Source organism: Paenibacillus sp. CF384, from assembly GCF_900106745.1.
Lineage (GTDB): Bacteria > Bacillota > Bacilli > Paenibacillales > Paenibacillaceae > Paenibacillus_Z.
In genome coordinates this window covers 47,896-61,889 of the sequence record NZ_FNNV01000028.1, presented here as the reverse complement: position 1 = coordinate 61,889, position 13,994 = coordinate 47,896, and the positions used below count along the sequence as shown (strand labels likewise).

12 protein-coding genes and 2 rRNA genes are annotated in these 13,994 nt (G+C 50.8%); 13 read left to right on the top strand and 1 reads right to left on the bottom strand.

What is annotated here, in order from left to right; translation table 11 throughout:
* From BLW29_RS29375 to pssA, 9 genes are all read left to right on the top strand, one after another.
* Positions 1–88 (top strand): 23S ribosomal RNA (locus BLW29_RS29375); the annotation flags it as partial.
* A 133-nt stretch (positions 89–221) separates the two neighbouring features.
* Positions 222–338 (top strand): 5S ribosomal RNA (rrf, locus tag BLW29_RS29370).
* Positions 339–863: 525 nt separating this feature from the next.
* A complete protein-coding gene (locus BLW29_RS29365) occupies positions 864–1,325 on the top strand; it encodes a CtsR family transcriptional regulator (protein ID WP_090986388.1) in 462 nt (153 codons plus the stop codon).
* Between the two features lie 36 nt (positions 1,326–1,361).
* Positions 1,362–1,886 (top strand): protein-arginine kinase activator protein McsA, encoded by a 525-nt coding sequence (locus BLW29_RS29360; protein ID WP_090986386.1) that lies wholly within the window; start codon positions 1,362–1,364, stop codon positions 1,884–1,886.
* 27 nt (positions 1,887–1,913) lie between these two features.
* A complete protein-coding gene (locus BLW29_RS29355; RefSeq protein ID WP_090986384.1) occupies positions 1,914–2,990 on the top strand; it encodes a protein-arginine kinase McsB in 1,077 nt (358 codons plus the stop codon).
* Positions 2,991–2,992: 2 nt separating this feature from the next.
* Entirely contained in the window at positions 2,993–5,458 is a 2,466-nt protein-coding gene (gene clpC, locus BLW29_RS29350) for an ATP-dependent protease ATP-binding subunit ClpC (protein WP_090986382.1), read from the top strand.
* Positions 5,459–5,608: 150 nt separating this feature from the next.
* Positions 5,609–6,976, top strand: a complete 1,368-nt coding sequence (gene radA / locus BLW29_RS29345; RefSeq protein ID WP_090986380.1) for a DNA repair protein RadA — start codon at positions 5,609–5,611, stop codon at positions 6,974–6,976.
* 15 nt (positions 6,977–6,991) lie between these two features.
* Positions 6,992–8,068, top strand: coding sequence for a DNA integrity scanning diadenylate cyclase DisA (gene disA / locus BLW29_RS29340; protein ID WP_090986378.1), 1,077 nt, complete (start codon positions 6,992–6,994; stop codon positions 8,066–8,068).
* A 154-nt stretch (positions 8,069–8,222) separates the two neighbouring features.
* The gene (gene pssA, locus BLW29_RS29335) at positions 8,223–8,975 is read left to right on the top strand and encodes a CDP-diacylglycerol--serine O-phosphatidyltransferase (RefSeq protein WP_090986376.1); all 753 of its coding nucleotides are present in this window, start codon (positions 8,223–8,225) and stop codon (positions 8,973–8,975) included.
* A gap of 100 nt (positions 8,976–9,075) precedes the next feature.
* Here pssA and BLW29_RS29330 read toward each other — a convergent pair whose 3' ends face one another.
* Complete coding sequence (locus BLW29_RS29330; protein ID WP_090986375.1) at positions 9,076–9,471, bottom strand: nucleoside triphosphate pyrophosphohydrolase family protein; 396 nt, start codon at positions 9,469–9,471, stop codon at positions 9,076–9,078.
* A 187-nt stretch (positions 9,472–9,658) separates the two neighbouring features.
* Here BLW29_RS29330 and BLW29_RS29325 point away from each other — a divergent pair, with 187 nt between their 5' ends.
* From BLW29_RS29325 to gltX, 4 genes are all read left to right on the top strand, one after another.
* Positions 9,659–10,753, top strand: a complete 1,095-nt coding sequence (locus BLW29_RS29325) for a PIN/TRAM domain-containing protein (protein ID WP_090986373.1) — start codon at positions 9,659–9,661, stop codon at positions 10,751–10,753.
* A gap of 94 nt (positions 10,754–10,847) precedes the next feature.
* A complete protein-coding gene (gene ispD / locus BLW29_RS29320; protein ID WP_090986397.1) occupies positions 10,848–11,570 on the top strand; it encodes a 2-C-methyl-D-erythritol 4-phosphate cytidylyltransferase in 723 nt (240 codons plus the stop codon).
* Positions 11,567–12,052 carry a 2-C-methyl-D-erythritol 2,4-cyclodiphosphate synthase gene (gene ispF, locus BLW29_RS29315; RefSeq protein ID WP_090986371.1) on the top strand — a complete coding sequence of 162 codons (486 nt, stop codon included), beginning with the start codon at positions 11,567–11,569 and terminating at the stop codon, positions 12,050–12,052. The genes ispD and ispF overlap by 4 nt, the downstream gene beginning before the upstream one ends.
* Positions 12,053–12,092: 40 nt before the next feature.
* Complete coding sequence (gene gltX / locus BLW29_RS29310) at positions 12,093–13,550, top strand: glutamate--tRNA ligase (RefSeq protein ID WP_090986370.1); 1,458 nt, start codon at positions 12,093–12,095, stop codon at positions 13,548–13,550.
* The last annotated feature ends 444 nt before the right edge of the window (positions 13,551–13,994 follow it).

The window sequence follows — 13,994 nt, the reverse complement described above, 5'->3', positions numbered from 1 at the left end:
CTGGAAGACGACCAGGTTGATAGGTTCGAGGTGGAAGTGCAGCAATGCATGCAGCTGACGAATACTAATCGGTCGAGGGCTTATCCTACGAACATCTGCTCGGATGTTCAACTTCGGACAACATCAGCTAAGCAAGACCTTCGCAAAGGTTCGTATCCAGTTTTCAAGGCGCAAGCCTTGCAGCCTCATAAGGATGATTAAGAAGTCATCCGTCACCACCGTTTGGTGGCGATGGCGGAGGGGACCCACGCGTTCCCATCCCGAACACGACCGTTAAGCCCTCCAGCGCCGATGGTACTTGGACCGCAGGGTCCTGGGAGAGTAGGACGTCGCCAAGCACGATAAACCGACCATATCTGATATGGTCGGTTTTTTGTTGTCTCACCGTTCATCCACAGCTGCCTATTTTTCAACGCAACAACCACTTATTTAGACGGAACATTCATCGAAGTTGTCCTCATCTTGTGCAGAAGCTCTGTATAACTCCGGCTATTGGGCGTACATGCGCTAAATACATAATAGGTTATTCACATGTTCATAAATCTTTTTTAGTCATTCGCACATATATTGTTATTCATAACTCAACTTCCGCAGCAAGATATCGTTTAGTGAAAGTTGAGTTTGTACATTCCTCCGATTGTTGTGGATAAGCGAAACGGCAACGTATAAATAGGCGCGATCCGCCCAAGCTAGTAAGGATACGCAGTGATGGCAATCCGCTTGACCTTTTGACAAATTTGCGTATAATAAAGTTAAAGTCAAAGAAAGTCAAAGTCAATTTGACTAAAAACTTTGACGATTTAGATTTCTTGGCTATAAAAGTCGCCGAGTAGATGTATGGGCAACTTAGGGAGGTTGGTGAAATGCGCAACATTTCCGATCTCATCGAGCAGTACCTCAAGCATATGCTTAAAGAAAGTCCCGGTGGTGCTGTAGAGCTTCAGCGTAATGATTTGGCGGACCGCTTCTCTTGTGTACCGTCACAAATCAACTACGTTATCAGCACGAGGTTCACGCTGGAGAAAGGCTATTTTGTAGAGAGCAAACGCGGAGGCGGCGGTTATATTCGCATCCAACGTGTAGAGCTGCCCACACTGTCGGCCCTTCAAGAGCATCTTGCCCAAACCATCGGCGAGCAAGTGGATCAGGATACAGCAGAAGGCATCGTCTATCAGCTGGAGGAAGCGAAGGTCATATCCAGGCGAGAAGCGAATTTGCTTAGGGCCGCGATATCTCGTGATTCCATTGCTGTGAAGCTGCCGCTGCGGGATGAAATTCGGGCTAGGCTATTGAGGGCGATGTTGATCACACTGCTCGTTAAGTAAGCTGCGCAAGCCTTGTATGAGGAGGGATAGTGCGGAATGCTTTGTCAGGAATGTGACAAGAAGCCGGCTACGCTTCATTTTACGAAGATTGTGAATGGCGAGAAGACAGAGTTTCATATTTGTGAAGCCTGCGCGCGAGAACGAGGAGAAGGAATTCCGGGTACGGCAAACGGATTCTCGATCCACAGTCTGTTATCCGGGTTGCTTGATTTTGAGCCTGCCGGAAGCATGAACACACTTGGCGCCAAGTCGCAGCAGCAGCTGCGCTGTGAGCACTGCGGACTGACCTATACACAATTCAGTAAAATGGGCCGATTCGGCTGCAGCAATTGTTATATCCAATTTGGCAGCAAGCTGGACCCGATTTTTAAACGGGTGCATGGCAATACAACTCACGTAGGTAAAATTCCAAAGCGTACAGGTGTTCAAATCCAAGTGAAGCGTGAAATTGAACAGCTGAGAAGGGATTTGCACATGCGTATCGAACAGGAAGAGTTCGAGGACGCGGCCCAAATTCGGGATCGGATTCGGGAACTGGAGCGCAATATAGCCGATGTTTAGGCGCGGTTAGGAAGGTGATTCAGAAGGATGTCGAAGCGTTACGTAGATGAAGCGCTGAGCGACTGGATGAAGGGAAATGGCCCTGATACGGATGTTGTCATTAGCAGCCGCATCCGAATTGCCCGCAATTTATCGAGTCATCCGTTTCCGATGCTTGCCACAACAGAGCAAGCAAACGAAGTGATGGAACAGCTTACAAGTGTGGCCGAAACGGGCCAACTGAGCGAGCTCGGCGAATTCGAAACCATCAAGCTCTCTCAGCTTAACGAGCTTGAACGCAGAGTACTCGTTGAGAAACATCTCATTAGCCCTAATTTGGCCAATGAGTCACGCAGCGGCGCCGTACTGCTAAGCGAGAATGAATCCGTTAGCATTATGGTGAATGAAGAGGATCATTTGCGCATTCAATGTCTGTATCCCGGGTTTCAGGTGAAGGAAGCATGGGGACTGGCGAATCGCATTGACGATATTTTTGAGGACGTAACGAATTACGCGTATGACGAGCGAAGGGGATATTTAACAAGCTGCCCGACTAACGTTGGAACAGGCATACGCTCATCCGTCATGATGCATCTTCCGGGTCTTGTGCTCTCGCAGCAGATCAACCGCATTTTGTCGGCCGTCACGCAGGTGGGGCTGGCAGTTCGGGGCATTTATGGCGAAGGCAGCGAAGCGCTCGGAAACTTGTTTCAAATTTCGAACCAAATTACGCTTGGTCAGTCCGAAGGGGAAATCATCGAGAATCTGCACAGTGTGGCTCGGCAAATTATCGAGCATGAACGAGCGGCTCGCCAGCGTCTGCTGGAAGAATCGCGCGTCCGTCTGGAGGATCGGGTTTATCGTTCCTATGGCATTTTGTCGCATGCGATGATCATGGATACCAAGGAGGCTTCCCAAAGGCTGTCCGATGTCCGTTTAGGCATCGATTTGGGTTTGATTCGAAATGTCTCGCCACAGGTAATGAATGAAATGATGGTATTAACGCAGCCGGGCTTCCTCCAACAGGTGTTTCATGAAAAAATGACGCCTGAGCAGCGGGATATTCGGCGAGCGGAACTTATACGAAGTCATTTACAAAGCGAATCCGATCATGGGGGTGTATGAACATGATGTTTGGAAGATTTACGGAACGAGCACAGAAGGTGCTGGCACTGGCGCAGGAAGAAGCGGTTCGTCTCGGTCATAACAATATCGGCACGGAGCATATTCTGCTTGGGCTGAACCGAGAAGGGGAAGGAATCGCAGCAAAAGCATTGATCGGCCTTGGCCTCAGCCTTGAGAAAATTCAAGATGAAGTGGAGACGCTGATCGGACGAGGACAAGAACAACCTACCAATATTGCGTACACACCACGTGCCAAGAAGGTGATCGAGCTATCGATGGATGAAGCTCGCAAGCTTGGGCATACGTACGTGGGCACAGAGCATATTCTGCTCGGTCTGATCCGTGAAGGGGAAGGCGTTGCAGCCCGTGTACTGAACAACCTTGGCATCAGTTTAAATAAAGCACGTCAGCAAGTTCTGCAACTCTTGGGCAGCAGTGAAGCTGTTTCAAGCAATCACGGGGCTCCGACAAATGTAAGCACGCCAACACTGGATGGCCTTGCTCGCGATTTGACGGCTTATGCCAAAGACGGTAATTTGGACCCGGTTATCGGCCGGAGCAAAGAAATCGAACGCGTTATTCAAGTGCTGAGCCGCAGAACGAAGAACAATCCTGTTCTGATCGGGGAGCCGGGCGTTGGTAAGACGGCCATCGCGGAAGGATTAGCTCAGAAGATCATCGCGGGCGAAATTCCGGAGACACTTCGCGACAAACGCGTTATGACGCTCGATATGGGCTCTGTAGTTGCGGGTACGAAGTATCGCGGTGAGTTCGAGGACCGTTTGAAGAAAATCATGGATGAAATTCGTCAAGCCGGCAACATCGTTCTGTTCATCGATGAGCTGCATACGCTGATCGGTGCAGGGGGAGCGGAAGGTGCGATTGATGCATCGAATATTCTAAAACCTGCTCTTGCCCGCGGCGAGCTGCAGTGCATCGGTGCAACAACACTTGATGAATATCGCAAATATATCGAGAAGGATGCTGCTCTGGAACGTCGTTTCCAACCGATTACGGTGGATCAGCCGTCCCCTGAGGAAGCCATTCAAATCCTGCACGGTCTGCGTGATCGTTACGAGGCGCATCATCGTGTGAAAATTACGGATGAAGCGATCGAGCAAGCCGTTAAGCTCTCCGATCGTTACATCACGGATCGTTTCTTGCCGGATAAAGCGATTGACCTTATCGATGAAGCGAGCTCCAAGGTACGCCTGAAATCGTACACGGTACCGCCTAACCTCAAACAACTGGAGAATCGTCTGGAGGACATCCGTAAAGAGAAGGATTCCGCGGTTCAAAGCCAAGAGTTTGAGAAAGCTGCAGCACTTCGTGACACCGAGCAGAAGATTCGTGAAGAGCTCGATGTGACGAAGAACCAGTGGAAAGAAAAGCAGGGCCGTACGGATTCCGAAGTAACGCCTGACGATATCGCTCAAATCGTAGCGAGTTGGACCGGTATTCCGGTTACTAAACTTGCTGAGGAAGAAACACAGCGCCTGCTTAAGATGGAAGATATTCTCCATTCCCGTGTTATCGGACAGAGCGAAGCGGTAAAAGCCGTATCTCGTGCTATCCGAAGAGCGCGTGCAGGTCTGAAAGATCCGAAGCGTCCAATGGGCTCCTTCATCTTCCTCGGTCCTACCGGGGTTGGTAAAACCGAATTGGCACGTGCGCTTGCTGAAGCGATGTTCGGCGATGAGAATGCGGTCATCCGCATCGACATGTCGGAATATATGGAGAAACACTCCACTTCGAGATTGGTTGGCGCTCCTCCGGGATATGTCGGCTATGAAGAAGGCGGTCAATTGACCGAGAAGGTTCGCCGCAAGCCGTATTCGGTTGTGCTGCTCGATGAAATCGAGAAAGCCCATCCGGAAGTGTTTAATATTTTACTGCAAGTGCTTGAAGATGGTCGTCTCACGGACTCCAAAGGCCGCGTAGTCGACTTCCGCAACACCTTAATTATCATGACGTCTAACGTAGGCGCTGATCAAATCAAACGCAATTCCTCCCTCGGCTTTACGGCTGCACAGGATGCGGGGCGCGACTTTACGATCATGAAAGATAAAGTGTTGGCAGAGCTGAAGAAGAGCTTCCGCCCTGAGTTCCTGAACCGGATCGATGAAACGATCGTGTTCCATTCGCTCGAGCAGGAACATATCGCACAAATCGTAACGTTGATGTCCGATGAGCTTCGCAAGCGTCTGCGTGAGCAGGAAGTAGACTTCGATTTGACGGATACGGCCAAAGCATTCCTGGCAAAGGAAGGCTTCGATCCTGCGTATGGTGCGCGTCCGCTGCGAAGAGCGATCCAGAAGCATATTGAGGATCGTCTGTCAGAGGATCTGCTGATGGGCAAAATCGCGAAGGGTCATCATTTGATCATCGACGAGAAGGACGGAGAGCTTACGGTTACCCACCGTGACAGCAATCACGTTCCTGCTGCCGAAGAGCCTGCGACTAAATAAATCATACAAAGCCCTTTACTCTACTGCCACAGGCGGAGGAGTAAAGGGTTTTTTTGTGAAACAATGAGATCAGCTGCGGATAAGAATTGTTATCGGCGGGCATTAAATGGTAAACTTTGAATGATACGTCTTTTGCATAAGGAGCGGCACATGGCAAAACTTAAAGTGAAGTTCGCATGCACCGAATGCGGAACTGAGTCACCCAAGTGGATGGGGAAATGCCCCGGCTGCGGGCAGTGGAACACGATGGTGGAAGAGAAGGAAACGGTTGTGAAGACGCAAGGAATGGGCTCGACGCTCATTCAGACGAAAGAAAAGCCGCGTCCCATCATACATATAGAAAGTGGTCAGGAAAAACGGATCGAGACAACCAATCAGGAACTCAATCGGGTGCTGGGCGGCGGCGTAGTGCCAGGCTCACTGATCCTGGTCGGCGGGGATCCGGGTATCGGCAAATCGACATTGCTGCTGCAAACTTCCCATGCGCTGGCATCGAAGAAGCTGACTGTGCTCTATATTTCAGGAGAGGAATCTGTACGTCAGACACGATTGCGGGCCGATCGTCTTGGCGCGCTGTCTGACACGCTGTATGTACTGTGCGAAACGAACATGGAACAGATCAATGATGCGATTGAATCGGTTCAACCTGATTTTCTCGTTATCGACTCCATTCAGACGGTTTATGACCCGAGAGTAGAATCTGCGCCGGGAAGCGTTTCACAGGTACGGGAATGTACGGCTCACTTTATGCGGGTTGCTAAGATTAAGGGAATTGCGACCGTATTGGTTGGCCACGTTACGAAGGAAGGCGCGATTGCAGGTCCCCGGATGCTCGAGCATATGGTCGACTGCGTGCTCTATTTCGAAGGCGAACGTCATCATTCGTACCGATTGCTTAGGGCCGTTAAGAATCGGTTCGGTTCTACCAATGAAATCGGGATATTCGAAATGGTAGAAGAAGGACTGCGGGAGGTTAATAATCCGTCGGAGCTGTTCTTATCGGAACGACCGCTTGGCGTATCCGGTTCTTCTGTCGTGGCGAGTATGGAGGGCACAAGACCGGTGCTGGTCGAGCTTCAGGCGCTTGTCGCGTCAACCAATTTCCCCTCGCCGCGCAGGATGGCAACGGGTATCGACCACAACAGAATGACCTTGATTGTTGCCGTGCTGGAGAAACGAATGGGCATGTTTCTGCAGACGCAGGATGTTTACCTCAATGTGGCCGGAGGTATCCGGCTTGATGAGCCGGCTGTCGATCTGGCTGCGGCCGTCAGTATTGCATCCAGCTTCCGCGATGCGCCGACCAGACCGTTCGATGTATTCTTCGGAGAAATTGGCTTAACAGGCGAGGTGCGGGGCGTATCCCGCGCTGAGCAGCGTGTAAAGGAAGCACAGAAGCTGGGATTTAAGCGGGTCATTATGCCTCAGAAGAGCTTGAAGGGCTGGACCCCGCCTGCCGGCATAGAAATCATCGGTGTTGAGACGGTTGCAGATGCGCTGTCCAAGGCATTCGGATAGAGGGGGGAGAAATCGATGAAAGAGTCAAACCAAGCAGAAATGGTGAATCAGCTGCTCCAGATGGTCGCACCGGGCATGGCGTTCCGGGAAGGCCTCGATAATGTGCTGCGAGCGAAGACCGGGGCGCTCATCGTCGTCGGCTACAGTCCGGAAGTGATGGAAGTCGTGGACGGCGGCTTCTCCATCAATTGCGATTTTTCCCCGAACTATTTATACGAGCTGGCCAAAATGGATGGCGCCATTATACTTAGCGAAGATCGCAAACGTATTCTCTATGCCAATACCCAGCTGATTCCAGACAGCTCCATCTCCTCCAGCGAGACAGGAATTCGTCATCGGACCGCGGAGCGAGTGGCGAAACAAACAGGCAAGCTGGTTGTATCCATCTCCCAGCGGCGGAACGTTATTACGCTTTATCAAGGTCAGTTCAGGTATTCCCTAAAGGAAATGGGCGTTATCCTGACGAAGGCTAATCAGGCGATTCAGACGCTTGAGAAATACAAAGTGGTGCTGAACCAGTCCTTTACGAACCTATCCGCGCTGGAGTTTGAAGAAATGGTCACCTTGCAAGAGGTCGCCCATGTCATTAAGCGGGTAGAGATGGTTATCCGCGTCAAAATGGAAATCAAGCGTTATGTCAATGAACTCGGTACGGAAGGCCGACTCATCAGCATGCAGATGGAAGAGCTTGTAGGCGGCGTTGAAGAGGAAGCATGGTTCCTCCTCAAAGATTACGTGAAGGATCCGAACGAGGACCGCATCCGTGAAATTCGCGCAAGCATTCGCAAGCTGAATTCCGAGGAGCTGCTGGAACTGGGGCAAATCATGAAGCTGCTCGGTTATACCGGACTAAGCGCTGCTTCAGAAGAAATGGTTGCGCCGCGCGGGTATCGTCTGCTAAGTCGCATTCCAAGATTGCCGCAGGTTATCATGAACAATCTCGTGGAGCGATTCGGATATTTGCCTCATATTTTGATGGCAACGATTGAAGAATTGGACTCGGTAGACGGCATTGGGGAAGTTCGAGCACGTGCGATTAAGGAAGGCTTGAAGCGGATTCAAGAGCAGATGTTCATTGACAGACAAATTTAAATCCCATACAATGAGGGAATGCAGACGGACACTGGTTACAACTGACAATTAGCCGTATTGCACCCCTTAAACTTCTGGTGGAAGTTATTTTCTCAGTTTGCCTGCACTACTGCAAATTGCGGTTTTAGGGCATAGTAAAGATGAGGTGGAGCAAATGATTACGAAGTCAATACCGAGTCTTTTTACGGTGGCGAATTTATTTCTGGGTATTGTCGCCATTATTCTCATATTTCCTGAGAATGCGAAGCCTGAGGTAGCTGCGATGATGGTTATTATCGCGATGCTGATGGATGGTGTTGATGGCCGAGTGGCCCGCGCACTTAACGCTCAAAGCGAATTTGGTAAAGAATTAGATTCACTGTCGGATGTAATTTCTTTTGGAGTTGCACCTGCTTTCATTATGTATAGTGTCGCTTTCCAAGAACTGACCCCGGCTCCGGCTTGGATTATCACCGCATTGTTCCCGATTTGTGGAGCATTACGGCTAGCGAGATTCAACGTCATTTCCGGTATGCCTGGTTATTTCATTGGCTTGCCGATTCCAGCCGCTGGCGGCGTACTTGCCACACTGGCTTTGTTCCACAAAGATATTGCCGTATCCGTCCTGATGGCAAGTACGCTTGTCTTGTCGTTCCTGATGGTCAGCACCGTTCGTTACCCGAACTTTAAGAAGCTCGGTATTCCGAAGAACGCGATCTGGGTCGTACCGATTATTGTTGCGGTCTCTGTCGTGCTCGGCATCTTGTTCCCACATCATCTATCGAAGATCCTATTCGTTCCGCTGGTACTCTACGCGCTGTACGGCCTAAAAAAAAACGTTGATCGCCGTCTCCCAAGCAGGAAACGCAAGCGTTTAATGGAAAGCCAGCGCCAAGAAGAAGCGGTTCACAGCGAACATAGCGCATAAGCTACGAATTAAGAAAGACCGCCTTGTCTGTCCCCTAAGGGGATGTACAAGGCGGTCTTTCTTGCGTTTACCGCTGATTATGCCAACGGGTGGGTAAAGACTAAGTAAGATTGAATAAGCCGAGCGTGCTGCATTTATCGGATTCGTGTTCAATGACGTCTTCGAGTTGAATGTCGAGCAGATTCGCCATCGCGGACATATAGAACAAATTCCGACCGAGCTCGTTCTGAATGGCCTCTTTGCAATGTTCGCATAGCTCGCCTGAAATGTGATGATGAAGCTTTGTTTTGGCTTGTTCCAAATTAAAGTCATCCGCAAACTGCTGCTTCCGGGCATTTAATTCGATACATCCGCATTCCGTAACGGATTTGGCAACTGCCCGATTCACGGAAGCGCCGGACTGGCCGTACTTTGACATGACGTCTAACAAGCTGCGATGTCGCAACAGGAGTTCAGACACCTGCTGCTGAAATTGCTCCAGTGTTGGTGCGTTCATCGATTCCACCTCATTTCAGGAATGGATTGCTTTTCTTTTATTATAAGCCTCCCCGCGGTGCATTACAAAATGGATTTCACCTTTTTGTCCGCTTTTCGCTATAGGTTAATAAATTCTAATGCTTTCGCCCATGTAGGCGATTAACGTAACCAGAATTGGAACATAATTGTAATGGAGGTGGATTTATATGATGAAACGAATGATTCAACTGATTGGTCTATTGTTCGGCGGAGTTCTGGGCGCTCAAATGAACAGCTCCCTGAGCGGCGGTGTGAGCTGGGCGGAATCGTCTACCGGTCTTATGCAGCATTCAGGAAGCTATTACATGAACGTCGGCATTGGCGCGTTATGCGGCCTTGCAGCAGCAACGATATTGGCAGGCTCCATCCTCAAATGGATGCGGCAGGGAGCGGAGCGGGCGTCAGCCATTCCGACAGGCGAACTGGTAGCAGGCGGCGGCGGATTGATTGGCGGACTTGCGCTGTCTGCGCTATTGTATCCGGTTTTATCTGGTTTATCGGGAGCAGGCCTATTCATTCCTCTACTACTGACGTTGTTCTTAGGGTATGCAGGACTGCGGATCGGTTTAAACAAACGTGAGGAATTTACCGAAAGTCTGAGAGGGCTCTTCGAACGGCGGAGCAATGCTTCCCGGGTGGAAGAGGAAAGCAGTTATGAGGAGCACAAGATTCTGGATACGAGTGTCATCATCGATGGCCGAATTGCAGACATTTGCAAAACAGGGTTCATCGAGGGGACGCTGGTCATTCCGGAGTTTGTACTGGAAGAGCTGCAGCATATTGCCGATTCGTCGGATTTGCTCAAACGGAACAGAGGGCGCAGAGGGCTTGATATCCTGAACAAGATTCAAAAAGAGCTCGACGTGAAAGTGCTGATCTATGAAGGTGAAGCCGAAGAGGGCGAAGTGGACAGCAAGCTCGTGAAGCTGGCGAAAGTGCTGCATGGTAAAGTCGTCACGAATGACTTTAACCTGAACAAAGTGTGTGAGCTGCAAGGCGTATCGGTGTTAAATATCAATGACCTTGCGAATGCAGTGAAACCGGTCGTGCTCCCAGGTGAAGAGATTGTCGTTCAAGTCATTAAGGACGGCAAAGAACATGGCCAAGGAGTCGCGTATTTGGATGACGGTACGATGATTGTGGTAGAAGGCGGCAGGGACTACATCGGAACGACGATGGAGGTGCTCGTGACGAGCGTGCTGCAAACTTCTGCGGGCAGAATGATTTTCGCGAAGCCGAAATTGTTGGAAAAAGCGCTGTAACGCGGTATGATAAGGCTAATTGGTTTGCGTGAACAATCGTAAGATTGGGGATGCAGCATTTAGCCAGAAGTATACACGCGGGGCGGTTGAAGGCATGGAAGCAGCAGGTGCAAAATGGGGCGTCGTCGTTGTGGCGGCGGGCCGAGGTGCCAGAATGGGCACAGCGGAGAGCAAACAATATTTGCTCTTGCGGGACAAGCCTATTCTGGTTCATACCCTTGAACGATTTCAAGCCATGGATGACATTGCGGAAGTGGCGCTTATCGTCGGTCAGCAGGATGTGGACCGATGCCGGGCATTCGTAACGGAATATGGGCTGCACAAAGTGAAGCAAGTGGCAGCAGGCGGCAGCGAGCGCCAGCACTCGGTTCATCTTGGACTTGCAGCGTTAAGCGACTCGGTCGACTGGGTCATGGTTCATGACGGTGTCCGGCCTTTTGTGACGGAGAATGCGGTTCGGTCATGTATGCACAAAGCTCTTCAGACAGAAGCGGCTGTGCTTGCCGTACCTGTTAAAGATACCATTAAGCAAGTGAATGAAACCGGCGCCATTACGGCGACACCGGATCGGCGAAGCTTGTGGGCGATTCAAACGCCGCAGGCTTTTCGTCGTTCCTTGCTGCAGCAGGCGCTTGATCAAGCGGCCGCGGAGCAGTTTCTTGGGACGGATGACGCGATGGCTGTAGAACGACTAGGTGTCACGGTAACGGTTGCGGAAGGCGATTATACGAATATTAAGATTACAACACCGGAGGATTTGCCGTATGCGGAGTTTCTGCTGGCAAGCCGAGAGCGGGAGAGGGGATCGGAATCATGATTCGAGTAGGACAAGGGTTTGATGTGCATCAGTTAGTGGAGGGACGGCCTTGTATCATTGGGGGCGTAACCATTCCGTACGAGCGCGGACTTCTGGGGCATTCCGATGCCGATGTATTGCTGCATGCGATCAGCGATGCGGTGCTGGGGGCACTGGGACTTGGCGATATCGGGAAGCATTTCCCGGATACCGACCAGGCGTTTAAGGATGCAGACAGCTTGAAGCTGCTGCAGCATATTTGGGGATTGGTGAAAGAGCGCGGTTATAAGTTAGGAAATATCGATTCCACGATCATCGCGCAGCGTCCTAAGATGCTGCCTTACATTCCGCAGATGGTCGAGATTATTGCAGGGGCGCTGGAAGCAGAGGATCTCTCGCAGGTGAATGTGAAAGCAACCACAACGGAGCAGCTGGGATTCACCGGCCGCGGCGAAGGGATTGCCGCGCAATCGGTTGTCTGCCTTGTAAAAGTTGTGCTATGATTCTGCAATACAATTAGTTGTCCGGGAGGAGTAATACAAGATGTCAGAACAAATCAGAGTACGATATGCACCGTCACCAACAGGTCATTTACATATCGGCAATGCCAGAACGGCCTTATTCAACTATCTGTTTGCGCGTAATTTAGGCGGCAAATTCATTATACGGATCGAAGATACCGACGTGAAACGCAATGTGGCGGGCGGTGAAGAAAACCAGCTTACGTATTTGAAATGGCTTGGGATCGATTGGGATGAAAGCATCGACGTCGGCGGAGGTTACGGCCCTTACCGCCAGACAGAGCGTCTTGATCTGTACCGCGAGTACTGGCAAGAACTGCTCGACAAGGGTCTTGCTTACAAGTGCTACTGCACCGAGGAGGAGCTGGAGCAGGAGCGGGAAGAGCAGACGGCACGCGGGGAAATGCCGCGTTATTCCGGTAAGCACCGCAGCTTGACGGATGAGCAGCGTACTGCTTTTGAAGCGGAAGGCCGTATCCCGAGCATCCGCTTCCGTGTACCGGAGAACCGGACCTACACGTTTAACGATCTGGTGAAAGGTCAAATCAGCTTCGAGTCCGATGGCATCGGTGACTACGTCATCGTGAAGAAGGACGGCATCCCAACATACAACTTCGCTGTCGCATTGGATGATCATCTGATGGCCATCAGCCATGTCCTGCGCGGAGAGGATCATATCTCCAACACGCCGCGTCAGCTGATGATTTATGAAGCGTTCGGCTGGGAGCCGCCGGTATTCGGTCATATGACGCTGATCGTCAACGAGAACCGGAAGAAGCTGAGCAAGCGCGACGAGTCCATTATCCAGTTTATCGAGCAATACGATAAACTTGGTTATTTGCCGGAAGCGATGTTCAACTTCATTACCTTGCTCGGCTGGTCGCCAGAAGGTGAGCAGGAGATGTTCACGCGCGAGGAATTGGTGTCCGTCTTTACAGCTAATCGTTTGAGCAAAAGCCCTGCCGTGTTCGATACGAACAAGCTGAGCTGGATGAATAATGAGTACATGAAGAAATCGGACGTTCCGCGTATTGTGGAGCTGTGTATCCCGCATCTTCAAGAAGCGGGACGTTTGCCTGCGGCGTTAAGCGCTAGCGAGCATGATTGGGCGCGTGATCTGGTTGCTCTTTATCAAGATAAGCTGCGGTTTGCAGCGGATATTGTTCCGCTTACCGAGCTCTTCTTCTTGCCGGAAGCGGCAGACGAGGATGAGGCTAAGACCGTCTTGGCGGAGGAGCAGGTACCGGTTGTCCTGCAAGCTTTCTTGGATCAAGTGAAAGCGATGGAAGCCTTCGATGTAGATGGAATCAAAGCAGCCATCAAATCGGTCCAGCAAGCAACGGGCTTCAAGGGCAAGCAGCTCTTTATGCCGATTCGCGCCGCTCTGACGGGTCAAACTCACGGGCCAGACTTGAATCAGACTATAGCATTGTTGGGTCAAGCAAAGGTTGAACAGCGTTTGCAAGGGCGACTGGGTTAATGGCATCAGCCTATTAATTTCCACGAATACCTGGACGTGATAGGCGTTTGACTACTTGCCAGTTAGGAAGTCCTCGGCTATACTTGAATTAATTTAGAACGATAAGGCTTAGAACAGGATTGTTTATTTCAATACAGGAATACCAGAGAGGGCGACCTTCAAACGGAGCCGCAGATACAGTAGTATAGCGGTGTTCGAATGACTGGGTGTGAGTCGCTTATTCTTGGGAATAAACGTTGCGCCTGGGAGCCGCATCTCCGAGCTGCCGTTATCGGCAGGGTGGGTGGTGACGATTGGTCCTCGTTACGGACTATAAGACGAACGATACCAAGAAGTACAACTAATCGTTCCGATGCAGAGTGGGACCGCGTGATTACGCCTCTGCAGCCTTTGGGCTGCGGGGGCTTTTTGTATTATTGTCGATACCGGAGAGGGGGAATTTCG